The sequence below is a fragment of the Bradyrhizobium sp. UFLA01-814 genome (genome assembly GCF_046718885.1).
GTDB classification, from domain to species: Bacteria; Pseudomonadota; Alphaproteobacteria; order Rhizobiales; family Xanthobacteraceae; genus Bradyrhizobium; species Bradyrhizobium elkanii.
In genome coordinates this window covers 64475-89928 of sequence record NZ_JAQOSR010000009.1, presented here as the reverse complement: position 1 = coordinate 89928, position 25454 = coordinate 64475, and the positions used below count along the sequence as shown (strand labels likewise).

General features: G+C 58.6%; 20 protein-coding genes and 4 pseudogenes. 8 read left to right on the top strand and 16 right to left on the bottom strand.

What is annotated here, in order from left to right; translation table 11 throughout:
* Positions 1-655 (top strand): helix-turn-helix domain-containing protein (locus PMN64_RS04925; RefSeq protein WP_411779908.1); only part of this gene is annotated, 655 nt, incomplete at its 5' end.
* 1657 nt (positions 656-2312) lie between these two features.
* Here PMN64_RS04925 and PMN64_RS04920 read toward each other — a convergent pair.
* The 3 genes and pseudogenes from PMN64_RS04920 to PMN64_RS04910 form a co-directional block, all read right to left on the bottom strand.
* Positions 2313-2669 (bottom strand): phospholipase D-like domain-containing protein, encoded by a 357-nt coding sequence (locus PMN64_RS04920; RefSeq protein WP_411779907.1) that lies wholly within the window; start codon positions 2667-2669, stop codon positions 2313-2315.
* A 23-nt stretch (positions 2670-2692) separates the two neighbouring features.
* Positions 2693-3580, bottom strand: a complete 888-nt coding sequence (locus PMN64_RS04915; RefSeq protein ID WP_411779912.1) for a hypothetical protein — start codon at positions 3578-3580, stop codon at positions 2693-2695.
* Between the two features lie 148 nt (positions 3581-3728).
* Positions 3729-4064, bottom strand: a pseudogene (locus PMN64_RS04910) (cation diffusion facilitator family transporter); the annotation flags it as partial.
* Positions 4065-4303: 239 nt separating this feature from the next.
* On the opposite strand from PMN64_RS04910, the gene PMN64_RS04905 reads away from it, so the two are divergent.
* Both PMN64_RS04905 and PMN64_RS04900 read left to right on the top strand, forming a co-directional pair.
* Positions 4304-4612: a UBP-type zinc finger domain-containing protein gene (locus tag PMN64_RS04905; protein ID WP_411779906.1), complete on the top strand. Its 309-nt coding sequence runs from the start codon at positions 4304-4306 to the stop codon at positions 4610-4612.
* A 95-nt stretch (positions 4613-4707) separates the two neighbouring features.
* Entirely contained in the window at positions 4708-6348 is a 1641-nt protein-coding gene (locus PMN64_RS04900) for an aldehyde dehydrogenase family protein (RefSeq protein ID WP_411779905.1), read from the top strand.
* A gap of 1016 nt (positions 6349-7364) precedes the next feature.
* On the opposite strand, the gene PMN64_RS04895 is transcribed toward PMN64_RS04900, so the two are convergent.
* Positions 7365-7655, bottom strand: a complete 291-nt coding sequence (locus PMN64_RS04895) for a hypothetical protein (RefSeq protein WP_411779904.1) — start codon at positions 7653-7655, stop codon at positions 7365-7367.
* Positions 7656-7926: 271 nt separating this feature from the next.
* A complete protein-coding gene (gene rpmI / locus PMN64_RS04890) occupies positions 7927-8127 on the bottom strand; it encodes a 50S ribosomal protein L35 (RefSeq protein ID WP_141340122.1) in 201 nt (66 codons plus the stop codon).
* 561 nt (positions 8128-8688) lie between these two features.
* Between rpmI and PMN64_RS04885 the strand changes: the two genes are divergently transcribed.
* A complete protein-coding gene (locus tag PMN64_RS04885) occupies positions 8689-9636 on the top strand; it encodes a polyphosphate kinase 2 family protein (protein WP_411779903.1) in 948 nt (315 codons plus the stop codon).
* Between the two features lie 22 nt (positions 9637-9658).
* Here the strand turns inward: PMN64_RS04885 and PMN64_RS04880 are convergent, their stop codons facing one another.
* Both PMN64_RS04880 and PMN64_RS04875 read right to left on the bottom strand, forming a co-directional pair.
* Positions 9659-9904, bottom strand: a complete 246-nt coding sequence (locus tag PMN64_RS04880; protein WP_411779902.1) for a hypothetical protein — start codon at positions 9902-9904, stop codon at positions 9659-9661.
* Between the two features lie 115 nt (positions 9905-10019).
* The gene (locus PMN64_RS04875; RefSeq protein WP_411779901.1) at positions 10020-10748 is read right to left on the bottom strand and encodes a type 1 glutamine amidotransferase domain-containing protein; all 729 of its coding nucleotides are present in this window, start codon (positions 10746-10748) and stop codon (positions 10020-10022) included.
* A gap of 1418 nt (positions 10749-12166) precedes the next feature.
* On the opposite strand from PMN64_RS04875, the gene PMN64_RS04870 reads away from it, so the two are divergent.
* Complete coding sequence (locus PMN64_RS04870; protein ID WP_411779900.1) at positions 12167-15115, top strand: formate dehydrogenase subunit alpha; 2949 nt, start codon at positions 12167-12169, stop codon at positions 15113-15115.
* Between the two features lie 780 nt (positions 15116-15895).
* Here the strand turns inward: PMN64_RS04870 and PMN64_RS04865 are convergent.
* From PMN64_RS04865 to PMN64_RS04840, 6 genes and pseudogenes are all read right to left on the bottom strand, one after another.
* On the bottom strand, positions 15896-16279 hold the full coding sequence (locus tag PMN64_RS04865; protein WP_411779911.1) for a PRC-barrel domain-containing protein: 384 nt from the start codon (positions 16277-16279) through the stop codon (positions 15896-15898).
* A gap of 6 nt (positions 16280-16285) precedes the next feature.
* Positions 16286-16663, bottom strand: a pseudogene (locus tag PMN64_RS04860) (PRC-barrel domain-containing protein); the annotation flags it as partial.
* Positions 16664-17250: 587 nt separating this feature from the next.
* Positions 17251-17550: pseudogene (locus tag PMN64_RS04855) on the bottom strand (glycosyltransferase); the annotation flags it as partial.
* A gap of 273 nt (positions 17551-17823) precedes the next feature.
* A complete protein-coding gene (locus PMN64_RS04850; RefSeq protein WP_411779899.1) occupies positions 17824-18057 on the bottom strand; it encodes a hypothetical protein in 234 nt (77 codons plus the stop codon).
* A gap of 602 nt (positions 18058-18659) precedes the next feature.
* Positions 18660-19016, bottom strand: a complete 357-nt coding sequence (locus tag PMN64_RS04845) for a hypothetical protein (RefSeq protein WP_283089944.1) — start codon at positions 19014-19016, stop codon at positions 18660-18662.
* Positions 19017-19090: 74 nt separating this feature from the next.
* Complete coding sequence (locus PMN64_RS04840; RefSeq protein WP_411779898.1) at positions 19091-19477, bottom strand: hypothetical protein; 387 nt, start codon at positions 19475-19477, stop codon at positions 19091-19093.
* A gap of 472 nt (positions 19478-19949) precedes the next feature.
* Between PMN64_RS04840 and PMN64_RS04835 the strand changes: the two genes are divergently transcribed.
* Genes PMN64_RS04835 through trxC form a run of 3 tightly spaced genes read left to right on the top strand, consistent with a single transcriptional unit; the run spans position 19950 to position 21720 of the window.
* Entirely contained in the window at positions 19950-20363 is a 414-nt protein-coding gene (locus tag PMN64_RS04835) for a hypothetical protein (protein ID WP_411779897.1), read from the top strand.
* Positions 20364-20382: 19 nt separating this feature from the next.
* Entirely contained in the window at positions 20383-21234 is an 852-nt protein-coding gene (locus tag PMN64_RS04830; RefSeq protein ID WP_411779896.1) for an aldo/keto reductase, read from the top strand.
* A gap of 24 nt (positions 21235-21258) precedes the next feature.
* Positions 21259-21720: a thioredoxin TrxC gene (trxC, locus tag PMN64_RS04825; RefSeq protein ID WP_411779895.1), complete on the top strand. Its 462-nt coding sequence runs from the start codon at positions 21259-21261 to the stop codon at positions 21718-21720.
* On the opposite strand, the pseudogene PMN64_RS04820 reads toward trxC, so the two are convergent.
* The 3 genes and pseudogenes from PMN64_RS04820 to PMN64_RS04810 form a co-directional block, all read right to left on the bottom strand.
* Positions 21715-23081, bottom strand: a pseudogene (locus PMN64_RS04820) (NAD-dependent succinate-semialdehyde dehydrogenase). The gene trxC and the pseudogene PMN64_RS04820 overlap by 6 nt on opposite strands.
* 121 nt (positions 23082-23202) lie before the next feature.
* The gene (locus PMN64_RS04815) at positions 23203-24414 is read right to left on the bottom strand and encodes an alkene reductase (RefSeq protein ID WP_283089950.1); all 1212 of its coding nucleotides are present in this window, start codon (positions 24412-24414) and stop codon (positions 23203-23205) included.
* A 787-nt stretch (positions 24415-25201) separates the two neighbouring features.
* Entirely contained in the window at positions 25202-25324 is a 123-nt protein-coding gene (locus tag PMN64_RS04810) for a hypothetical protein (RefSeq protein ID WP_411779894.1), read from the bottom strand.
* Positions 25325-25454: the final 130 nt, after the last annotated feature.

The window sequence follows — 25454 nt, the reverse complement described above, 5'->3', positions numbered from 1 at the left end:
CTTGCCATATGCCGCAAGATTCTCGGCGGCTTCAAAGTTGCTTGTTGTCAAAGTCGCGCGGGGCGCGCTCGAAGCCCGTGTGGGAAGGATTCGCGATCTGACCGCGATTGCGTTGAAGCCATCCAATCCCGACAATCGTTGGACCTCGTCGTTCCTGGCGATGCTGCCCAGTATCTCCGATCGGCTGACCTTCACCGCACAGGAAATCGCCAGCAATCAGGTTGTCGATCTAGTTGCAATGTCGCTACTCGGTACCTGCGGCTCATCAAGGTCACGCATTTCTTCGTGGGCGTTGTCGCTATTGCGCGTGCGTTCAGCAATTGAAGCGCGCCTCAGCGACCCTAAGCTCAATGCCGCGACCGTGGCCGAGGCTGCCGGAGTGAGTGTCCGTCATGCCAATGACCTACTCGCTAAGGAGTGCACCTCGATCATGCGGCTTGTATTGGCCATGCGGCTCCAACGCTGCCGACAAGCGTTGGAAGACCCGCTGCAGAACCATAGGACGGTGAGCGAAATAGCCCGAGGCTGGGGTTTTTCGGACATGACTCATTTCGGCCGAAGCTTCAGGGCCCTGTACGGTGTGCTCCCGCGCGACTTCCGGAAGGCGGGAAACCTTAAGCGCAGTCAGCCCACATCTCGAAACTCCACGTCCTGAAGGAGAAGTCCGGCTGCAACAGTAATGCCGGACTGCCGACTCGTCGTCGTGCCGGGCGTCGGCGACTCAGTGAACCTGGAAATGCCGCAACTTTACGCTGGATATTATTGCGCCTGGTTCGGCGAAATAGGCGACCGGGAGAAGTGATGGGCCCGCCCGCAAAGTCGTGGTTTGTCGATCTGCAAGCCGACGGACGAGCCGAACAGCGCACGCGGGATCGCGGAGCATCATCGGAAATTCTATGAATCTCGAATTGCCGGCCCCGCATGCCGGCTATTTCGTGGCTTGCTTTGGCGGCCTCGCCAGCTAGGTGATGCCGGACTGTCGCGCGCGGTCTACTCGCGAAGGGGGCGAGCCCGCGTCGGTGAGCACTGCTTCGTCAGGTCGCTTCTCGATTTGCTGGAGATTTGCGCCATAGCAATGCGTTTAGTTCCGAAAGTTCGTGCACCCGGAACAATCGTACCGCTCCAATGTAGACGCAAAGGCTGAGCGTGCAGAGAATGGTTGCACGGCCGAGCACAGTTCCTGCGCGACCTCCGGGAACCAGCGCAGCAATTCAGCGCGGGCGAGGAGGCCGAACCCGGTTGCGAATAGGGGCCGATGTCGCCAGGAGGAGTGCAGTCCCGAGCATCCCTCAGATTCGTCGAGCGTCGTACCCCGAGTTTTTGCCTCTCTTTCGAAGCGGCGCCGATGCTGCTTGTGCAGTTGTCGGCGCCGGTGCTGGCCGTGCTAGAGCGGCGCATGCGCGCGCTCGGCGGTGCGCCGGCCCCTTGATCCGCTTCGTGGAGCGCTCCACCACGGCCATTTGCGATCGTCCACACGCAGAATGTGCTGCTGAGGAGGCAGGTGCCGTTCGATTTCGTGATGGCGGTCGCCAACAACTCGGAGCGCCCGCTCGATAACATCGGAATCACGTGCGTCAGATCGGACTGGACGCATTTCCGCACGCGCATCTGTACTTCACTGAGGCGCAGTCTGACGACTTCCTGAACTCGATCACGTGAGGCAACAACATTGACGCCGCGACCACAACGCGACCTGCTTCGCGCTTACGGTAGCCTGCGGGAGGGTGACATGACTTTCGTCCGAGGAAATCGCGCCATCCGCGATCACATGGCGGATGGTCGCGACCTCTTGCTGTTCGAAGCGTCAACACCAAGGGAGTTATTTTCTGGGTTGCTTTGCGTTTGCTAGGTTGGAGCTCGCCGGAGGACTAATAGCCAAACGCTGCGACCATCAATTCCGCTGGCAGCCGGTCGTCTGCTCCTCCCATAACTTGGCCGCGCGTTTCGACCTTTGGGGCGGGCGAAACCCATTCTTTCCGTAGCTCAAATTGTGGGTTTGGGCGCCGGAAGATCGAAAATGCTTTGTCTTTCAATAGGGATTGACTGACACTCTCTCCGTCGCTCCGATTCTCCACTGTATCCAACCGCTCGAAGCAACAGCGCAGCCTGAAAATGGTGCGACAACGGGTGTCGCAGTTAGTTCCGCGATGTCACCGGTAGTCACCGCGCAAACCGTAGATTCGGAGCGTGGGGTTGGAGGACCGATTTCACATTCAAGAATATGGCGCAGATGCTCGATCCGCTCGACGGAACGAAAAGGAAAAGCCGGTCGACTAATTACCCGAACTGAATGTCGGTATCGGTAATTCCGTCTACACGATCTGACCTTGCTTTCGTCTTACTCGAACAGGCGAAATGGCAAGCCAGCTTGTGGTGATGAATTCGTCGCTATCACTGGATGGAGCCGCGTCAGAGTAACGACGGTGCTCAGAGGCACGGATCGATTCCAAAGATCGTCGAAGCGATGGACGCTGTTCCGCACCGTTTTTCAATTTTGCGGAGGCATGCAACGCTTCAAGTGCTTGCTTGATGCCGCGCCAAGTGAGATTGGCGGAGCCAACCCAGACAACCGTTCCGTCTACAATGATCGACTTCTCATGAAGCATTCCGGACTGTTGAGCAAAGCACCTGAGCGCGAGCTGCGATCGGTGATCGAGAATGGACGCCACCTCAAGTGAGATTCGTGTTTCGGCTACAACACCGCATGTAAAGATTTGCAGAAAGGGAGCTCTCGCATTGCCGAATGAAGCACGTTGGAGGTCGAGGCGAAATCCGCGACGCCAGGGCGGAGAGGCTTCACGGCTCCGATCTTCACCCTCTGCTCAGCCGCAACTACTTGAGCGATCTCCTCGAGAGGGACTCTAGCCTGCTCGCCGACTCGTTGGTCACGCGGCACGTAGCCGCGTCGCGAAGGCAACTGGACGGTAATCGCTTTCGGTTCGAAGCCTGAGGAGCCTTGCGAGTTCATAGGCGGTGGTTCGTGAATGCGAGGTGTCTTAATGGCGCCAGCCACCGATAGCCGTTTTCGAGGTAGAGCGGACGGGGAGGGAGCAGGTCGGAGTCCTGGTTTTTGGCCCAAGCGAACCTTCGCTCGTCGTTCAAGGTTAGGGCCGGAGCCGCTCAGCGAACTGGCCTTGCGGGAGGACTGGAAGGTTCGGGCTGTCTGCGGTTTGACAAAAACGGAATCGACTTCAGGATGCGTCTCCCGAATGCGACGCTCAAGTGACTCTACACATTGCTCGATTTCTGGCGTGCGGAGATCATCCGAAAATTCGAGGCTCAGTGTCACAACAATCTGTCCGGGGCAAGATGCACAGTGAGCGCGCCGTTGCGCCCTCCAGTCCCGGTGTCTTGCCGCAAGCTCAAGTATCGAGGTGCTGATTGCTTCATCGGCGCGCTCGCCGATCAACAGCTCCTTGTTCTCTCGCGCCAGGACCAGCGCCAAGATCGCCTGAATGCTGCCGATCAGAATCGAGGCGATGCCATCGATAGACGGAATCTGCAGGCGATCCGCAAGGAAGATGCCGAGGGCGGCGATCGAGATGCCTATTGGCGCGGCCGTGTCTTCTAGAAGTACCATGAAAGAGGGCGGGTCGTTGCTGCGCCTGATGGCGTCCCAGTAGCTGAGATATATCGCCCTTCACGGCACGGAACGTAATGAGCGCAATACACCAAGATGTGCCTTCGAATGCAGCCGAAAGCGCAAGAACGATGTAGTTGATGACTATGCTTTGAATCTTAGAAGGCTCCGCAATATGCGTGATTCCTTCGTAGACAGACAGTCCAGCCCCAACCGCGAAGAGCAGCAGCGCGACCACAAAGCCCCAAAAATATAGTTCCCTACCTAATGGGTGACTAGGATCTGGTGTCCGGCGCGACCGGTAATAACCATAGAGCAGCAGTGCCTCGTTGCCGGTATCGACAAAGGAGCGCGCACTTTCGCTGAACATAGAAGAGCTGCCGGTCAGCCGGGCTGCCGTTAACCTGGTAAGAGCCACCAGGAGAGTGCCCACAACGGCAGGGTAGACGACCTCCTCTGATTTTGGCGGGGTGCTGGCGGCCATGATTGATCGTGAGTGAAACGGGGTCGCGCGTCGACAGTTCCAACGATTGGGCTCCCTCATTGAAACCCACAAGCTCGATCTACAATTGTCGAGCCGATGACGGTGAGTGCTACGCATATCTGTTCATGGGGGATGCAGCCCCGATAGGCAGAAGCACTGGAAAGTTGACGACCGTCAAGGCAGGCCAGCCGGCCCGCACGCTATGCTATCATTGAAGTAGAACAGACATTGAGTATGGAATGGCACAAGGCTGCAGGCATTTGGCGGGAATTCGCGACGTCGTTCCCAGTGCCCTTGGATGCGAAGAATGCCTGCAACTGGGCGATCCATGGCTGCATCTGCGCGTCTGCCGAACCTGCGGTCATGTCGGTTGCTGTGATCAATCGCCCAACCGCCACGCGACGAAGCATTTTCATGCAACCAATCACCCGATCATTGAAGCCTATGATCCGCCCGAAGGCTGGGGCTGGTGTTACGTTGATGAAATCATGCTTGACTTGTCGGATCGGCCGACGCCGCACGGAGGCGCGATCCCGAGATTTTATTGATGCCATGCCGCGCGCTGCAGGTGGGCTGTAAAGGCGTGGGCAACGCCGCCTTAAGCGAGACTGACTGATGGCGCATGATGCTCCCGACAATTACGTTGACGGCCCTCAAGTGGAGCATCGTCATCGTCGGTCACGGAAGCCAACCTGGTAAGGTGAAGGACATGGCCGCGCGTACTGCCAAACGGAATTCCGATCGAGGCGAAGCCACAAAGGAGCTTGGCGCGAGAGTTCAAACGATAGACCTGAAACCTTATGACCACCTCGAGCTGCTTCCGATCGCTGGCGACTGGCGCCACGGCCGGGCAGAAAGCAGGTTAGTTGACACAAATCCTTATACCGACGACGTCCTCCTCGAAATCAAGCAGGCCGATCGCAGCGATCTTGATGCGGCATTTGCAGGGGGTGCCAAGGCTCAGGTGGAGTGGGCTGCCTCAGCACCGCCCGCCCGAGCGCATGTATTTCGTCGGGCAGCAGAGATCATGGAAGCGCGCCGCGGTGAAATCGTCGATTGGCTGATCAGTGAATCCGGCAGCACGCGGCTCAAGGCGAACCTCGAGTGGGAAGTGACTCATACCGTCATGCTTTGGGCCACCTCGGTCCCGCATGCCGTCGAAAGCCGCATCATTCCGTCCGACATTCCGGGCAAGGAAAATCAGGTGCGGCGCAAACCGGTCGGCGTTGTCGGCGCGATCAGTCCGTGGAACTGGCCGCTGCACCTGAGCAACCGCACCATCGCGCCGGCACTGGCGGTGGGAAATGCCGTCGTGGTGAAGCCGGCGAGCGATACACCGGTGACAGGGGGATTACTGTTAGCGAAAATTTTCGAGGAAGCCGGCCTGCCGGCGGGTCTCCTCAACGTCGTGGTCGGCGCGGGCAGCGAAATCGGCGACGCTTTCGTCAGTCATCCCGTTCCGCGGGTGGTTTCGTTTACCGGCTCGACGCCAGTCGGCCGCAACATCGCGGAACTTGCGGCGAAGGCGCCGATCATCAAGCGTGTCGATCTGGAGCTCGGTGGTAATGCTCCCTTCGTTGTGCTCGCGGACGCCGACCTGCATCAGGCCGTCGAGGCCGCAGTGTTCGGCAAGTTTCTGCACCAGGGCCAGATCTGCATCGCAATTAACCGCATCATCGTCGAGGAGGCCGTTTATCATACGTTCGTCGAGCGCTTCGCCGCGCGGGTCGCGAGGCTGAAAATCGGCGATCCCAGCGACAGTGACACCATGGTCGGCCCGATCATCAACAACTCGCAGCTTCGCAAGTTGATGGAACGCATTGGCCGCGCGCGCGAAGACGGCGCGAAGCAGGTGCTCGGCGGCGAGCCGAACGGATTGGTGTTGCCACCGCATATCTTCGTAAACGTTACTAACGAAATGGAACTTGCAGCAGAGGAAATATTCGGGCCGGTGGCGCCGATTCTCCGAGTCGGCAATGCCGAAGAAGCGTTGGCTGTAGCCAATGAAACAAGTTTTGGATTAAGCGGCGCCGTGTTCACGCGCGACGTGCACCGGGGCATGCACTTTGCCCAGCGAATGCAGGTCGGTATGGCCCATGTCAATGATCAGCCTGTCATCGATTTGCCGACCTGTCCGTTTGGCGGCGAGAAGAACTCCGGCCTCGGCCGGTTCAACGGCTCTTGGGCCATCGAGGCTTTCACTACCGATCAGTGGCTGACAGCACAGCACGCGCCGCGAGGCTTTCCCTGGAATGCTTCCGCCGTACAGGGGCCATGGTCCTGAAGGTGCATAGCACGGACGATGTTGCTCAGTAGGCCAATTCCCCCCTGATAAACTACGCTACCGGCTTTTGTTTTGGGGACTGCTGCTGCCCCTGGCGCTGTCGGCATGGGTATCGTTATTGGGCGCCGGAACCGCTGGAACGGGGCTCGCATTGGGTTGCGTATATGCGCTTCGCGGCGTGCCAGAGGCTTGGAACTCCCGTCGTCCGGTGCTTGTTTCTTTCATGGCCCAGATCATCAGAACTATGGCAACGCAGACCATCGCGATCAGGAAGATAATTTAAGGGTACATTTCTGTTCATGCGATGCTCCTTCGCGCTCGGGCACAACGAATGTGGCAACCAGTGTGCCAGCCATCTCATCAATCATGGAGGTCGGACGGCGCGGCGCGTTGATATCACGCAACCTCCGCGACTCTCGAACAGAGCTACCTGCATCATGTGCGCACGCAAGGAGCGGACCGGCCGATGTCGTCGTATGATGCGCCTTGAGCTCGCAGGGTTCGGCGCAACGCCGTTGATCGAACTCTATCTGACGGCCAGGGCGCCGGGAGAATTGGGCGCTGCCGAGCTCAAAGCGACGCGTTTTCTGACCGGGTCCTGCCGTAACATCACTCGACATGGCCGGCGCATCGATGAGTGCATGTCATGGCAGATGGTTAATAAATGTAACGATGCGCCGCTACTTGGCCGTGGACAATCCTCACTAGCGCACTGAGTTCAGGAGATGGTTAGATAGAGGTCTCGCGCCCGAAACGCCATCGAGGCGCGGCATCAGCAAACAGTCGATCCAAGCAGCGGGCGAAAATGCGCTGGTCGAGGCATACGGTGCAGCTGATTTTCTGAAGAACGTCCGGCGGCGTCATGAATGGTCTCATGACAGATGTCGTCGGCCGCCTGATCGAAAGAATGCGCGCCGGTTGGTCCGTCGGAAGGCTGGTTGACGGCCGTAAAGCAAGTCAGGGCTAAAGGCGCAACCGGACCTAGCGCTTAACTGACTTGGAGATAGACTTGGGTTTCAGCGGTTATCCCGGCGCCACTCTTCCGTTGCCAGTCGCATGGCTTCCGTGCGGTCGCAACCGGTCCGATCCATCCAGCGCTTGATCAGGCCCTCCTTCCCCTGCGCGCTCGTCATTGAAAAGACGCGCTGAAAATCCCGCTGGGTTTCCGATTGCCGTCGCAAGTCGGCTTGTCGCCGCGTTGCCGGATCCGGCCGCAGGGCCTGCGATCCATGCTGCAACAGGTAATAAGCGACGCCACCGACTAACAGCAGCAGCAACAGGCCTAGAATGATTTGTTCCGTATCCATGTTCGCCACTCCGCTTGAGCTGGCTCAATATCCCTCCCGGCCCGGCCATTCGCATTGACGGATCGCAAGCCGGTGGGTGGCGGATCCAAGGGGTGGTTAGCTAAGGAGAACCACTGAACATTTGGCCCGTTTCGCGTGAGCGTAAAATTCGCAACTGCTCACATTTCCCTTATTCAATGTCCGTTTTGTCCCCACCAGCAGAGGAAAAGCGACATGCCGGGTCGAGCGGGGGCGCGACTCGGCTAAGCGGGAGCGTGATCGCGGGTCGCGCTCAGACGTTCGGCAAGAAGTATCTCTTGATGTTGTCGCCGTCGGTCTTGAACAGCACGCGGGTGCCGCGAAGCTGCCGAATCTGCTTCTTGGTTCTTTTGATCATGCCGTGGCGCTTGCCAGCGTGGGCTGCCATTACTTTGCCGGTGGCAGTCACCTTGAAGCGCTTCTTTGCGCCTGATTTGGTCTTCAACTTGGGCATTCTGGCCTTCCTTTGGCTGCGAGATGACAAAGCGGCTCGGCGATGGCCTCAATCGTCGCTTCGTTCTGAATATCCGAGACAGCGAAATCCTGCGGAAGCATTAGATCAACGATCTGCCGCTAACCGTCCGGACGCACGGCCCATTATTTGGGAATTTCCTGAACATGATGGCGGGCCTAATCTTGGCGAACGATCCAGCCGCTTCACTGCGCGCCGTTGTACCGAGAGTATCCACCGATAGCAGGCCACGGGATGAGTTTTTATATTCATACTCGCACCCTTGCTTTGGCTGGGGGTAACGCTTTTCGAGGGAACCGACCGGAAAGATGAACGATCGCCTCGCAAGAACGTTCAACTAAATGCTGCGAATTCCCGCACCGTAAAAATACGTAATGCGGTCGCCGATGTCTCAAACGAAGCGGCGCAGAGTTGCACGCTGGAAATTGATTCCAGCCAACGAGACGATGCTGATCGTTGAACAGGAAGAAGCGAATCGCGCTTTCGATACCTTTGCACCGGATTTCATACTGCGGGCCACCCCCGACCAACACCTCAACCACCATGAACAAAAAGCCTTCGCATTCTTTCGCAGCCGAGTTGAGGCCTTTTGTAGCTCCGTTCCGCTTCGACGGATCGAGCGAGTTTCACCTCAAATCGCAGAAGACCAGGGAGAGGGGAGGTCTCGACAAGGGCCAGGGCGAGGAGATCATCGAGGCCAACCACAAACGGTTGAGTGATTTCCAGGAAAAGCTCTACGCGCAGAACAGTTGGTCGTTGCTGCTGATCTTCCAAGGCATGGACGCCGCCGGCAAAGACAGTGCCATCAAGAGCATCTTCAAGGGCATCAACCCGCAGGGCTGCGAGGTCCATTCCTTCAAGCAGCCGTCAACGCTTGAGCTCGATCATGATTTCATGTGGCGCAGCGTGATCGCGCTGCCGCGGCGTGGCCGCATCGGCATCTTTAACCGTTCTTATTATGAAGAGTGCCTGGTGGTGCGGGTGCATCCTGAGATTCGCGCTAAGGAGAAGATTCCCGACCGGCTGATTACCAGGAATATCTGGCGCGAGCGGTTTGAGGACATCTCTTCCTTTGAGCGCTACCTCGCGCGCAATGGCACAATCATCCTGAAATTCTTCCTCAACATATCGAAGGAAGAACAGCGCCAGCGCTTTCTCGCGCGCCTGGATGAGCCTTCGAAGAACTGGAAGTTTTCGATGGCCGATATCGCCGAGCGCGCACTGTGGGAGAAATACCAAGCGGCGTATCAGGAGGTTATCAGGCATACCTCAAGCGAGGCGGCGCCGTGGCATGTGGTACCGGCCGATCACAAATGGTTCGCGCGAGTGGTGATCGGCTCCACTGTCGTCAGCGCGCTCAACAGGCTCGATTTGCAGTTCCCCAAGGTCGACCCTGCTTCGCTGCAGGAGTTCAAGCTGGTCCGCAAGGCATTGCTGGCGGAAGGGCAGGAGCGAAAAGTCGGTAAAGTCGCCGGTCAACAGGTTAAGTGAACCTAGAAAGGGTTTCAAGCGCTTAGCAGACCCAGCACTTGCCGTGGCGTCCGGGCTGTTCGGGTGGTTCGGGCGACTTTCTTTTTGCGTCCATGCTGGCAGGTCCATTGGTACCGATGCGTGCCCACAGCACCAGCACGATTGCAAAACAGACGAGCGCGACGATGACCAGGACGGCATAAGGCTTTCGGGGCTCATGGGAGGTCTCCTTTGCCTGGATTATCAAACCCAAGAATGAACTTGAGCGCGGCGCAAAGATCACAGCCATAACCGTATCATTTTTGCGATGGCGCTGTCCCGTCGCTGACCGCTGCTGCTCACTCGACGAGCGCCTGCGTGATTTTCCCAATTGACCGGCGCCTGCATTCGGGCAGGCCGCAGTACTATTCAAGCGCTCCGAGCCGCGACGTCACCAACTTTTGCGTCTGGCCCTTGATCCCCAGTCGATCGAGTAGAGCGTTGGCAACAGCTTCCGAGGATGCTGGATTCTGTCCCGTGATCAGGTCGCCATCGGAGATGGCATAGGGCTGCCATTTCTCTTTCCGGGAATAGTTGCCGCCGTTGTTCCTCAACATATCTTCGACCAGGAACGGTACGACGTCAGTCAGTTCAATTGCAGCCTCCTCGAGGTTGGAAAATCCGGTGACGGATTTGCCGGCGACAAGGGGCAGCCCATTGGATGCCCTGGTAGAACGCAACGCGCCGGGCCCATGGCAGACGAGCCCTAATGGACGACGCGTGCAGGCCATGGTTTCGATCAGTGCGATTGAGTGGGGATCATTGGCGAGATCCCATAACGGCCCGTGGCCGCCTGGATAGAAGGCGGCATCATGGTCGCGGGCCGAAATGCTCGACAGCGTCCGGGTGTTCGCCAACTCGGTTTGTGCATGACTATCGCGCTGAAAGCGAATAGTCGCTTCGGTCTCCGCTTCGGCCCACTCGCTTCTTGGATCGACCGGGGGCAGGCCTCCGTCGGGAGATGCAAGTGTGAGAACGATGCCGGCGTCCTTGAAGATGTAATAGGGCGTAGCGAGTTCATCGAACCAGAGGCCAGTCTTCTTCCCAGTGTCCCCAAGTCGGTCGTGCGAGGTTAGTACGATCAATATCCTCATCTCAGGTTTACTCCTCTGCTCGGTACCTCGGTGGTGGAGCATCGGACATCATGGTTCGATGTTCATTGAGGGTCATCAATTTTGCCGTCAAAGTTCAAACCAGCGCTGATTGGCACAGGCTTTTGGTTGTTGTCGCGTCACATTGATTGTCGGCGAACTTTCGAAGCTCGTCCTGGTCGCGCGCCTGTTCGGTCTTACCAGGTCGCTCCGATTTCGAACCGGATTACTCTAGTGATTGGCCCCAAGATAAAGGCGACGAGTTGGTGCGCAGCCTCTTTCGTGGAATGTCTGCTGTTGAAGCATCACCGTTTGATGAGGATCTCAGCTGAGCATCTCCCATTCATGAAAACTGATCCCCGTCAAGGCCCTAAGACAACTGCAGCGGCATACTGTGCCACGCTTCCGTACTCCTGGAACGAAAGACGGCCGAGTGTTGAGAAGATTCGACGCTGCTGGATAGGCTGATCTGAACAAAGTTGGACTTCTGCCGCATGTCCCATGTCGATCATGTAGGCCAAGCAGACGTGTCGTTGAGTCGTCCGCCGACCCTCTCCTCGAGCTGTGTCGCTGTTATGGCCGCTTCGGGTGGGATTACGGTTGCCAATCTCGATTACGACCAGCCGATGCTGAGCGAAATCCACGCGTCTAGGCTTAGGTTCATCGCTCCGCTGGTCCGACAAGAGGGAGAGACCACATGCGAAGTTCGTATACCTGCGTCGCGCTTGCCGCGTTCATCCTGGGCATTTGCAGCTCCATGGGTGCAGCCCAGCCGCAGAGTGAAGATAAAAAGTCGGGAGATGCTCCTTGGAGTACCGGGCGTACAGTATTGCCGGACAATCAGGGTCAACCCCAGCCACAGGGCTGGACCGGCCCACTATCGACCGGCACTGGCGGCGCTCCACCGACAAGTCCACAGGGGGGCACACCGCCAGACATGCAACCCGCGCCGGGCGGTGCGACCAAGAGCATCGTTGATCCTTCTCCTAGGTACTAACGCGTGACGTGGCTGCACGAAGGGAGAGCCCCGATGAATGGCCCCATTGCCGGTCCGGCCTTGCGGTTTGCTGATGCCGTATACGGGGTCAAAAAAGTCCGTCTAGAAAATGATGTTTGTCATCATGCCCACGTCTCGTGCTGTGCGCATAGTGACAATTGAGTTTGATCTCCAACGCCCGTTGGAACCACTTGGAAAGGCTTGTGTATGAAGGGACGTGTCCAGGCAGCCGTGTACCGGCGTGATCTGCTTCGCCTCGCGATTGTAAGCACTGCCGCCGCGACCGCTGGAACGTTGACCATCGAGCCCATCGTGGCTGAGCCCACGGGTAGCGGTAAGCGGAAGCCCCGTTACCGGGCGAACTCAGCCGAGGTTCAAAACTTCTATCGCGTCAACAGCTATCCCGCCCGATAAGGAGGCGCGCATGCTGTTCAGGAAGTCGGAACGTCGCAGTCGTGGGCAAGCAGCTGTCGCGCCGTCTCCACCATGCACGGGTATTGATCGCCGTGCCTTCTTGAACCGCTCGGGCGTCACCATCGGTGCGCTGGCGGTGCTTGGCGACTTACCGCTCGGTTGCGTTCGCCAGGCGGAAGCCGGCCCGCCGCCTCCCGCGGGTGCCACAGTTAACACCCGTAAGAACATCTGCACACATTGTTCCGTCGGTTGTTCGGTTATCGCAACAGTCACGAACGGCGTGTGGACCGGGCAGGAGCCAGACTATGGCAGCCCGATCAATCGTGGATCGCATTGCTGCAAAGGCGCTGCGGTTCGAGATGACGTCTTGAGTGAGCGCCGCTTGCGCTACCCCGTGAAGCTTGTCGATGGCCAATGGACGCGTCTGTTATGGGAGCAGGCCATCGACGAGATCGGGGACAAGCTCATTGAAATTCGCGAGAAGTCCGGACCGGATTCGGTGTACTGGCTTGGATCCGCCAAGTTCACAAATGAAGCCGCCTACCTCAACCGCAAGCTTGCGGCCTTCTGGGGCACGAACAATGCCGACCACCAGGCGCGTATCTGCCATTCCACGACGGTCACCGGGGTAGCCAATACCTGGGGCTATGGCGCGATGACCAATAGCTGCAATGATATTCGAAATGCCAAGACCATCATGGTCATGGGCGGCAACCCAGCCGAGGCGCACCCGGTTTCGCTTCAACACATTCTTGAAGGCAAGGAGCTGAACCGGGCCAACATGATCGTCATCGATCCACGAATGACGCGAACGGCCGCGCACGCGACGGAGTATCTTCGTGTTCGCCCCGGAACCCACATCGCGACGATCTACGGCATGCTTTGGCACATCTTTCAGAACGGCTGGGAGGACAAGGAATTTATCCACCAGCGGTCGTACGGCATCGACGAGATCCGCAAGCAAGTCGCGAAGTGGACGCCCCGGGAAGTCGAGCGTATTACAGGTCTGCCTGAAGCACAGGTCAGCCATGTCGCGGAAATGTTCGCCAAAGAGAAGCCCGCAACATTGATCTGGGCTATGGGGCAGACGCAATTCTCGACCGGTACAGCGAACGTCCGTGCCAGCTGCATACTGCTGCTGGCGACAGGCAACGTCGGATGTCCCGGAGGCGGCGCCAATATTTTTCGCGGCCACACCAATGTGCAAGGCGCTACCGATCTCGGCCTCGATGTGACGACGTTGCCACTCTACTACGGCCTGACCCAGGATGCCTGGCAGCATTGGTGCAGGGTATGGGAGATCGATTACGACTGGATCGCTTCGCGCTTCGCGAGCAAAACGCTGATGGAAAGTCCGGGAATTCCGAGCACGCGCTGGTTCGACGCGAGTTTATTGCCGAAGGATCAGGTCACACAGCCCGACAATGTGCAGGCGATGTTCGTCATGGGGCATGGCGTCAACACGATCACCCGGATGCCGGAAGCCAAGCGAGGGATAGAAAAGCTCGAACTTTTGGTTGTGTGTGATCCGTATCCGACCGCATGGTCGGTGCTCTCGGAACGCAAGAACGGCATCTATCTTTTACCGGCCTGCACCAGCTTCGAGATGGATGGTTCGCGAACCGCCTCGAACCGCTCGCTGCAGTGGGGTGAGAAGATCGTGGACCCAGCGTTCGAATCGAAAAACGACTACGAGACGTTCTATCTGCTCGCGCGCAAGCTGGGTTTCGCCGACCGTATGTTCAAGAACATCAAGGTAGAAAACGGCGCGGTGTCGGCGGAGGATATTCTGCGCGAGATCAATCGCGGCGGCTGGTCGACGGGCTATTGCGGACAATCGCCGGAGAGGCTCAAGGCGCACATGAGGAACCAAGCCAAATTCGATCTGGTCACCCTGCGGGCGCCGAAGGATGATCCGGAAGTGGGTGGAGACTATTACGGCCTGCCGTGGCCGTGCTGGGGGACGCCCGAGTACAGACATCCCGGCACGCCGATTCTCTACAATACCAATCTTCCGGTAAGCGAAGGCGGCGGCACGTTCCGCGCGCGGTTCGGCGTCGAACGCATCGTCAAGCGCAAGGTGATGGAGAACGGGCAGGAAGTCGAAAAGGAGCAACACGACAATTTGCTTGCCGAAGGGTCGTATTCGGTCGGTTCCGAAATCAAGGACGGCTACCCCGAGTTTACGCTGGCCGTGCTGATGAAACTGGGCTGGGACAAGGACCTGACTCCGCAGGAAATGGAGGTCATCCAACGCGTCAATCGTGCCAATCCCGATGCGGTGTCATGGGCGCTGGATCTTTCCGGCGGCATTCAACGTGTCGCGATCGAGCACGGCTGCTCGCCGCACGGCAACGGCAAGGCGCGCATGATCGCCTGGAATTTGCCTGATCCAATTCCGGTCCATCGCGAACCGATCTACACCCCCCGTCCGGATCTCGTGGCTGATTATCCGACGCTGCCGGATGCCAGGCAATTCCGCGTGCCCAATATCGGCTTCAGCATTCAGAAGGCTGCCGTTGACAAAGGCACTGCCAAGCAGTTTCCCCTGATCCTGAGTTCGGGACGGCTTGTAGAATACGAAGGAGGCGGCGAAGAGACGCGATCCAGTAAATGGCTAGCAGAACTGCAGCAGCACATGTTCGTCGAAATCAATCCGGTGGATGCAGGCGCCCGCGGAATCAAGGATGGCGGATGGGTTTGGGTAACCGGGCCGGAGAGTAATTCGAGGGCTCGCATGAAGGCCGTTGTGACGGAAAGAGTAGGCGAGGGAGTTGCCTGGATGCCTTTCCACTTTGCCGGTTGGTACGAAGGCATCGATCTGCGTCCCAAGTATCCGAAAGGTGCCGATCCGATCGTACTCGGCGAGAGCGTGAACACGCTCACGACCTACGGATACGATCCATCGACCGGCATGCATGAGCCGAAGGCCACCCTTTGTCAGATCAGGGCGGCGTAAGAGGATAGAGCCATGGCGTGCATGAAATTCCTTTGTAGATGCTGCAATGCCTGCGTCACCATCCGCAAAAACTAGAATGACGTCTCCTGGAGAATGACGGCAAGCCAAGTAAGTTCGGTTTCGATGCATGCATTGCACGGTCCGACCCTGTTGGGGGGGGCCGTGTAACATGCATCAATCCGACAGACGATTGCCCTCAGGCTGCTTCGAAAGATTTGTGCATCAGCTGCGGCTACTGCTTCTATGCCCGCCCACTCGCGGCGCCATGGTCAATTTCGAGTTTCGCGGCAAGACGTCGCGGGGGTCGCGTCGGCAATGCGGACTGCGGGCGTACGCGCGCAAGCGCAGTGGTCTGTGCTGGATCGCGAGGGCACCAATCCTGACCGGAGTGCGGGCAGGACATTTGACGTTGCGCCGGAAACTCGCCGCGATCCTGGAAGGTTGGCTGTTAGTCTAGTGCAGCGATACAGATACATCAGCGATCGCCCGGCTGATACATGGTGGTGCGCCAAACGGGCGTTCGCATGGCAGGCCCTGCGGCGGATCAAGGTTTAGTGGCGGACCTCAGCTACCAAGTGCACGACTTTGCTCGCTATGATGTACAATTTCCAGTGCGAGATCGTAGCGACCGAACCGCTCAGCTATCCCCTCTGCCGTCGGTTCGAGCGCGCGCCCGGGGCGGGATTGCCAACCGAAGCTACTGCGTCCGGCGCGCAGGAATCGACGATTTCGGCGGCGCGCCGAGGTGTGATGCTTCGATGAGAGGCCTCGCGATAGTGTTCACGGGACATCGGAAGCAGCAACAATCCAATAATATCTGACCTGCCAATAGTCGTAGACGTCCTGGTTGCGGGCCCGAATTGTTTGCTCCCAATGTTCCCCTTGCTCGATCTTCGGCGCGTTCTTAAGCTCCCCTTCGGTGATGTCCACCTGGAAGCCATCGGGCTTTTCATTCCAGGTCAACATCGACCAGGGAATAGGGTAGTGGTCCTCTCCGATGCCGAGGAAGCCGCCGAAACTCAGGATCGCGTAGGCGATCTGGCCGGTGAGCTTGTCGATCATCAGGCGCTCTACCTTCCCGATGCGCTTGCCGTGTACGTCATAGACCGGCATTCCTTCCACGCTGTCGCTGGTGATGAGGGAAGAAGTGTGGCCCTCTTGCATCGGGGCGGGTTGCTCCCAATAACCATAGACCCGCTCGTCGCGGTCCGGGTTCGCTTGCTCCCAGCTTTCCACTGGCTCGGCCTTCGGAGCTTTCTTGAGTTGCTCCTCGGTGATGTCGACGCGATATCCACCGAGCTTTTCATCGTAGTTCAGCATCGGCCAGGGAATCGGATAGTGGGTCCCACCGATACCGAGGAATCCCCCAAAACTCAGGACCGCGTAGGCGATGCGGCCGCCGGCCTTGTCGATCACCAGCCGCTCGACCTTCCCGATGCGCTTGCCCTGTGGATCATAGACCGCAGTGCCTTCGACGCGATCGCTTGCGATCAGGGAAGACGCAGTTCCGCTCTCCGTCGCGGGTGCGCGCTGCATTGTAGTCACCATTGATTGTCTCCTTGATTGGCATTCAAAATCAGAGCATCGGCCCCCAGATTACCAATCGATGGTTTCGGAGGCTTGCACCCTATTGCATGCAGCTAAGCGCTACGCTGCCATCGCGTCCGCTGCATTGATGGCCGTCAACACACGTGCACGGTCTGCGGATGCTCGCGTTTGGTGAACTCGACGTCCAGCTCGCATAGCGACCGTTGCGTCAAGTGAAGAGCGTTGCGGCGTGTAACAGAACGCCAATTGAACGTCAGGGATCAGCGTCCATTGGCACGCTAGGCGTCGCTCACCGCTACTGAAGCCGCTAAACCACCGGCCGGGCTGGCCGATTCGAAGGTCGCGCAGCGCGTCCCCGCACGCGAGGACTGGCGATGTGACGCGACTTTTCCGGCCGTCAATGCTCGAGGAGCTAACGCGAACTGCTGCAGGCAAGCGACATTTCTACGAAACCTTAGCAAACAGATAGCATTGTGACCCGGCTCTCATGACCTGCCTCGACGTCGCGTCCTAGCTGACTGATGCGAATTTATACGCTCGTGTTTCCTTCGGCGACGATTACTTTGGAAGCGTAACGCGCGGTGGGCTCAGATTACCTTCGAGAGCCTCCGGACGCACATCAAGGACTCGTACTTGTCGAGGTATTCCTTTGCCATACGATTTGTGTGAAGCGTTCCTCGAAAGGTACACGTACCCTGCGGCGGTCAATCTGGCAGAGGCGGCTACTGCATGAAATGCTTCCTCCTCACCCTCGACCACGAAGCCCGTAACGTTTTCCTCCACTATCTCTGGCACCGAGCCGGATCGATAGGCAATTACTGGCGTCGCGCATGCCATTGCTTCGATCATAAAAGGCCAAACGGCTCTGGCCATTCGATTGGAAACAGCCAATGGGGCAATCTGTGCAATTCGCATGAATCCGAATCCAACGTCGACTGTTGGGGAGTGCCAAAGGCGCAACCCACTGCCTCGACAGGAGATGGTCAATATCATGGTGCAGCTCAAGCTCCCCAACCTGCGACATCCGTGACGCCGCGGCCCCCCAACGCCGCTACGGTCGTATTGAGATGGACGGTTTCTTCGCGGGCCGTCCGCCGTAGCGGGCATGGCGTGATCCTCGCCGCGCCGACGCCTGCCAGCGCAGGAACCGTCCGCGAGTTCTAACAGCGCCGGACTTTGCGAACGATCAATGTGCCGTCGGGCCGGTGGTGGCGCTCGACTACTATCCGGCAGTCGTCCCAGGCGTAGCTACGCCACGCCGGCTCGCGCACGATCACGTCGCGTTCGACCACGCGAGGTGGACGAACGACTTCTTCTTCCCAGACCTGAGCTGAGCTGGGCCATGCGGCCAAAGTCGTCATGATGCCCGCAAGGCCTATCACGAAAATTCTCATGCTGTCTCTCCTTGCAATTTGACCGGTTGGCAGTGGGGGCCCAACGCTTGGCGATGTTGGATGTTGCCGTCGGTTGCGAAAATAAAGCACATGAGGCGCGGGCCGGAAATTGACGGCTGTCAAGGGCGCGCTCGAGCAGCAGAGTTAAAAAAACAGCCCCCGCGCCAGTTGGGCCACCAGACGCTCTCGAATGGTCCATATTGCTGATGCTGCTTTCTCGACCGGTGTGCTCAGCTACGATCTTTGCTCTGCTTTGTCTTTACTTTGCGGCCGCCGGCACATGGCTCGCCGTTCTCGGACGCACCTGGTATTATACGATGGCCGGAGTCGGCCTGCCCGCAGACTGCCTTGCGAGGAAATCTACGTCACCTTCGGCTTACATCCCCATCTTGGAACAGAATGCCATCGATCTTGCCAGAACGGTGAGCCGATTGCACCCTCTCTACCATTCATATTGATGACCGGGAATGGCGAGATGGACCAGTTGAAAGAAACTGCAGGATGCGGGTCGATTTTACAGGAGCCATGGACTCGACGAACTGGCGGAGGAAGTCACCCTGGCGCTGAGCTAAGATCAGGTGCCTCGGCATCGACATTTCAAATCAAGTCATGCTGCCCGGCATGAAGCAGCGGACCGTGGTTCCCATGTAGTCGCGGATCGGCCAAACCATGGTTCTTCCCACTCTGTTCGGCTCGGTGATGACGGCCTCATCCGGAACGTCAATCCATTGGTTGTCGAGCCGCACGCGGTAGTGGCCGTCGCGGGTTTCCCAATCGACATCGCTGACCGCCGTGCCGTCGGCGTCGGAGCAGCAGGGTCCCTTGCCCGATCTGAGCTGGTCGAACCAGGCTTTCAGCGGCGAATTGACGTGGCGGCCGTCGTCGCGGGCGTGCGCCGATAGTATCGGCGATGCCAGCGCCAGGATACAAGCAGCCGAAATAGCAATAGGTCGTTTCAAGCGCGTTGCGAACACATCAGTCTCGCGTCGGGATGTTGGAGCTGCGGGCGCGATCTCAATGGTAACGTCATGAGTCAACGCTGTCGTTGACAACGAGCAATTTTAGAATGATCGGGATTTGACCTGCATTGCGTGCGCGTGCAATTGCGCAAGCTCTTCATCTGCGGGGTCTTGTCCTTCCAAAAGACCGCTTCGAACTTCAGGATGGCGCGATGGATCGCGAGGACGGTGTCGAGCTCTTCAATAACTACCGTGTCGATTTGACCGCGTTTCAGGCACTCTCGAGATGCGCCGCGGATCAACCAGTTGGATATCTCACTGACGCGCGAGATGTTTGGCAGCTCCCGGAAATGGGGCTCGTCGACGTCGGGCAACATTTCCGCCGCGGTACTGGCCAGAGCAATCGCACACTCGAAGTCACGATGCGGCCAATGCTCGATGGCGGCGTGGATCTGCCGCATCGATGCGTAGTGGGAACAGGTCTCGACGTGATGAGGGTTGCCGATCGCCTATTCCTCACGCTAGATGCGAGCCATCACTGAGACGAATGCAGTTCGCTATTCGCAAGTGTGGAGAGGCGGGGCCAATAGAGCGGATCGCTGCCCGGACAATTGATGTATATTAGTTCGAGTTTACCCGTCGCTGCAATCAAGAAATGGTCCAGCGCTCCACGTACCGGACAGGCAACTGGGGCAACGTTCCTTTTGCAGGTAACGCCTCATCTCACAGCTCCATGAGAGGCGCATCTTGTCGGGCGGACACTGTACGATCATGCGCGCAACGAACGCCGACGGCGCGGCGAGGGGTAGTCACCGACTGATCAGTTCTTGCCAGCTATCGGCCAGCAATGCCGGTTTCCATTCCTGAATTGACAGCGGTCAACGCTTCCTCTCCAGGAGCGGGCTAGCGTGGGTTATTCATTCGGGATTGGCCATGCGAAAGATGATGCAAGGCATCGCCACGGTTTTCGCGATCGCTGTCGCATCGCCAGCGTTCGCCCAAGGCAGCGTACGCTACGAGTTGCTCCCTGAGCCGGATGTCAAATCCAACACCTCTTATCGGACGGCTACGGCCTATGTAGTCGACAAGAAGGAAAATCAAATGTTCGTATGTTCGGCGCGCTACAACTATCGTGACCTGACAGCGAACAATGGTTCGTGCGTCAAGCTCGACCCGACGATCGGCCGGCCATCGCTAAACGAGACATATGTGGCCCATCCAGTGACGGGCTCCACGATATTGAACCCGTTCCTGCCGGTGATCTGGTTTATCCATCCAGGCAGCGGCGATGTTCAGTTTTGCGCCATTCGTCACGCCGGCCTATGCGTGAAAATTAGTCTGCCGTGAAGGACAGAGGAGTCACATCATGACCGTGACGGAGGCCAGCCGTACTATCGTACTACCTTCAGGTGAACACATTCCAATGCTCGGCCAAGGGACCTGGCACATGGCCGAGAATCCGCTGAACCGGACCAACGAGATCAAAGCGCTACGTCTGGGCATCGATCTCGGCATGAACCTGATCGACACGGCCGAAATGTACGCCGACGGTGGCGCCGAAAGGCTTGTCGGCGAGGCCATCAAGGGACGGCGCGACGAGATTTTTCTGGTGAGCAAGGTGCTGCCTCAGAACGCCACCCGACAGGGCACGATAGCGGCTTGCAACCGAAGTCTTGCCCGGCTTGGGGTGCATGAGATCGATCTCTATCTGCTGCATTGGCGAGGACTCACTCCGCTGGAAGAAACCGTCGATGCTTTCGAGGCTTTGGTTGGCGCAGGCAAGATCCGGAACTGGGGTGTCAGCAATTTCGATATCGGCGACATGCAGGAACTCGTCGACTTGCCCAATGGTGCCAACGTCGCGACCGATCAGGTGCTCTACAATCTCGAGCGTCGCGGCATCGAGTTCGACCTCTTGCCATGGTGCCAGAGCAGCGGCGTCCCCGTTATGGCCTATTCGCCGATCGAGCAGGGCCGTGTGTTGCGTCATGTCACACTCAAGACCATTGCGGCTCGTCTCGGCGCGACCCCGGCACAAGTGGCGCTGGCATGGGTGCTACGCCAGGACGGCCTATGTGCGATACCGCAGTCGGGCAAGCCGGAACATGTTCGCGAGAATCGTGGCGCGCTGGACGTTCGCTTGACACCACAGGATCTCGCCGATCTCGATGAAACCTTTCCACCGCCGGACCGCAAACAACCTCTGGCGACGCATTGAGCCCAGTTCGGGAGCCATCCTAACATGAGTGCGCAAATCCGCCACATCGTCTGTCCGCATTGCACAAGCATCAACCGAATTCCGGCCGGGAAGGATGCGCGCCGGGCGAAATGCGGCCATTGCCACCAACTCCTGTTTACGGGGCATCCGACGCCGGTTTCCGCTCGCGCCTTTGCCACCCACATCCAGCGCAACGATATTCCCGTCGTGGTCGATTTCTGGGCGGAGTGGTGTGGGCCCTGCAAGGGGATGGCACCGGCTTTTGAGCGCGCCGCCGGCGAGTTCGAACCCGAACTTCGTTTTCTGAAGGTTGACACAGAGGCCGAGGCCGAGCTGTCAGGCCGTTACAACATTCGAAGCATTCCAACGCTGATGCTATTCCATAAAGGCAATATCGTCGCCCAACGCACTGGAGCTGTGGGTGCCGAGGCGTTGCGCCAATGGTTACGCCAGCATGCGCCATCGGCCGCGCCTGCAGCCTCATGAGTACACCATCACAGTCTTGATGTTGACGAACTCCCTGATGCCGTAGCAGGACAATTCACGCCCATAGCCGCTTTCCTTGATGCCTCCAAAAGGCACTCTCGGATCGGAACGAACGTTGTCGTTGACGAAGACCATTCCCGATTCGATCTCGAACTCTGCAATCCTTTCTCCGCGCGCAAGATCGCGGGTGATCACGCCGCCGCCAAGTCCGAATGGGCTGTCGTTCGCGACCGCAATCGCCTCGGTCTCGTTCCGGGTCGGGATGATTGCCGCAACCGGACCGAACAATTCCTCTTCATAGGCCGGCATGCCTTTCCCTACGTCGGTGAGGACTGTCGGCGGATAGTAGGCTCCCGGATGATTGGGCACCTTGCCGCCGAGGAGGAGGCGCGCTCCCTTTCCGACGCTTGCGACGACCTGCCGGTGCAAGGAGTCGCGCAAATCGTGCCGCGCCAGCGGACCTATCTCTGTCCCATGCTCGAATGGGTCTCCCATCTTGGTCTGGCTCATCAGCTCGACAAAGCGTTTCTCGAAAGCCGGCCTGGCCTTTTCGACCACGATGAATCGCTTGGCAGCGATGCAGCTCTGGCCCGAATTCAGCAGCCGGCCCCTGGCGCATATGGCGGCGGCGGAATCGGTATCGGCATCTTCCAGGATCAGATAGGGGTCCCGCCCAGCTCGAGCACCGTCTTCTTGAGCATGGCGCCAGCCTTGCTCGCGACTGCGCGCCCGGCGGCGCCGCTGCCCGTCAGGGTCACCCCGCGCACGAGCGGATGCTCGATCACGGCCTCGACTTGCTTGCTTGTGATCATCAATGTGCGGAGCAGATTTTCGGGAAAGCCGGCGTCGCGAAAGATCTGTTCGATCGCAAGCGCACAACCCGGAACGTTCGAGGCATGCTTGAGCAACGCGGCATTGCCCGCCATCAGGCTCGGTGCTGCGAAACGAAAGACCTGCCAGAATGGAAAATTCCAGGGCATGACCGCCAACACTACCCCGAGCGGGTTGAACGCGACGAAAGTCCTGCATGCTTCCGTCCATACCGGCTGACGTGTCAGGAAATTCTCCGCATTGTCGGCAAAGTACTCGCAAGTCTTGGCGCATTTCTCGGCCTCTGCAACACCCTCGTGGAAGGGCTTTCCCATCTCCTCCGCCATCAACTTTGCATATTCGCGCGCCTTCTTGTTCAGGATCTCGGCTGCGTTGCGCATCAGCGAAGCGCGGTGTTCGAAACCGGTGCGGCGCCAGGCGAGGTAATCCTGGTGAACCGTGCCGACGACGTCTTGCGCCTCCTCGGTCGACCATTCCTCATATGTCGCAAACGGCTCACCGGTGGTGGGGTTGACGGATTGAAATGTCATCGCGGATGGTCCTCGCATCGCGCTCGGCCGGGCGGCACTCGCTGCGTCGATCACCATGAGTATGCGGGGTTCGATAGACCATGACGGCCGTCAATTTGCGCTCTTGCAATGCAAGCTTTGATTATCGCCAGCTCTGGTCCACGCACGCCTTGGGCTGTTCGCCGCGGTCCTGGGCCAGCGACGGGTAGTCGGTGTATCCCTTCTCACCTCCGCCGTAGTAACTGCTGGGATCATCGGCGTTGAGTGCCGCGCCCAGACGCAGACGGTCTGGCAAGTCGGGGTTGGCGAGGAATTTCCGGCCGTACGCGATCAGATCGGCCCATCCCTCCCGAAGCCACTGCGCTCCGCTCTCGGCATCGAAGCCGCCTGCCACGATCAGGGTTCCCCTGAACCTGTTCCGGACCAGCTTCGCCATATCCAGAGCGGCTGGATCCGGTTCTTTCCCGCTTTGCATCTGCTCGAGCGCGGGGTTGACCATATGCAGATAGGCCAACCCGTATTCGCTCAGGCGTTCGGCCACATAGCCAAAGGTTGCTTGTGGGTTGTCGTCATGTATGTCGTTCAATTTTCCCAACGGGGATATGCGCACGCCGATGCGATCCGGTCCCCAGACCGGCGTCAGGGCCTCGACGATTTCAAATAGCAGGCGGGTGCGGCTCTCCACCGCGCCGCCATAGGCGTCGGCGCGCCGATTGGTGCCGCTTTCGATAAACTGGTCGAGCAAATAGCCGTTGGCTGCATGGATCTCCACGCCGTCGAAATCGGCCGCCACTGCATTCCTTGCCGCACGCACATATTGCGCCACCACGTAGGGCATCTCCTCGATGTCAAGCGCGCGGGGTCGTACAAAGGGAACGAGCGTGCCTTCCCCCCGCTCGTTTTCGATGAAGGCCTTTCCAGCAGGGATGATGGCCGAGGGAGCGACGGGCAGCATGTTGTCGGGCTGTAGCGCAGGATGTGAAATGCGGCCGACGTGCCAGAGCTGGCAAAACATCAGGCCCGCCGCCTGATGCACCGCGTCGGTAATACGTTGCCACGCCTCGACCTGCTCGCGGCTATGAATGCCGGGTGTCCAGGCATAGCCCTGACCCTGCATCGACACCTGCGTCGCTTCGCTGACGATCAGCGCCGCCGAGGCGCGCTGCGCATAGTAGCAGGCCGCCAACGCGCCCGGCACATTGCCGGGCTGTCGAGCGCGCGAGCGCGTCAGCGGGGCCATAACCACGCGATGGGACAGATTGAATGGACCAAGGCGGTACGGCAGGAACAGTGGTGCGGTATCCGTCTTCCGGCTCGCTTCTTGCGTTGGTGTCGCTGTCACCACGTCATCCATCGCCTGCTCCTGCATAGAGAAGAACCTCATTACAATCCTAGCCACCTCGAGAACCGCCCTCACTGACGATTGTCAACCAAACGGGTCAGAGCAACGATATGACTAAGACAAAATGGTTGGAACGCGTCATCCGCCAGACTATCGCTGCAGTCATTCAATCGAGATGGCCTCCGATCGATGGCCGGACGAAGCCCGGCGATCGGAGACCGAGCTGCGGTTCGTCTGCACGGCCTGCGGTAACCGGGGCGCTGATGTACGGCCGCACGTTGCGCCTGCCCTCATGGGCACGATGCAATGAAAGAGGCCGCCAACTGATGCGGCCCTGCTTCAGCGTTATGACTTCACCGGTGCCTTGCAGGTCTTGCAGCCGTCCTCGGTATTAACGTCTTAAGGCGATTCGGGATGAGATCGACGGTTGACGCGTCTTCGTTGTCCTGAAAGAGGCTGGCCGTGCCGGTCCGTAGCATGGTCTTTCATGACGAACCGCCAAATTCATGCACTCGGCATTCGTTCAGATCAAATTAGGCCACCGTAATTGTAAGATAGGCCACTCGATGTCGGTGGCACACAGCAAGGCCTTTGATGATGCAGTGATTGCCATCCTGGAGGCACGCGCCAAACACTGAGGATAAACGTGGTAGCGCGATATCAAAACCTCCAGCTTGCGACCGGCCTTCACCACTTCAGCATTTTTCATCGCTCCTTGTGGCGACCTGATAAAGTTCCTCCACCGCCTCTTTGGACCGCGGCTTGGTCGCGTCCTGCGCTTGCGAAACGGAAAGGCGTTTCAGCGCGTCAGATCTTCAATCAAATGCTTCTCCAGCAATGCGTCAGCTTGCCCCAGTAGCCCGGCTGCTGGTCTGGCGGCGGACGTTACACTTTGGTTGATCTGCGCCTTCAAGGGGGCCATGACTGTTCTTCCGCCTACGCTTGATTTCCAACTTTCGTTCTTACACCGCACGCAGCGTCAGCGTGTCGTGACTGCGATCAATTATTGCGGTCCGTAAGGAGCTCCTTAGCGGCCGATTACGTATTCTTAC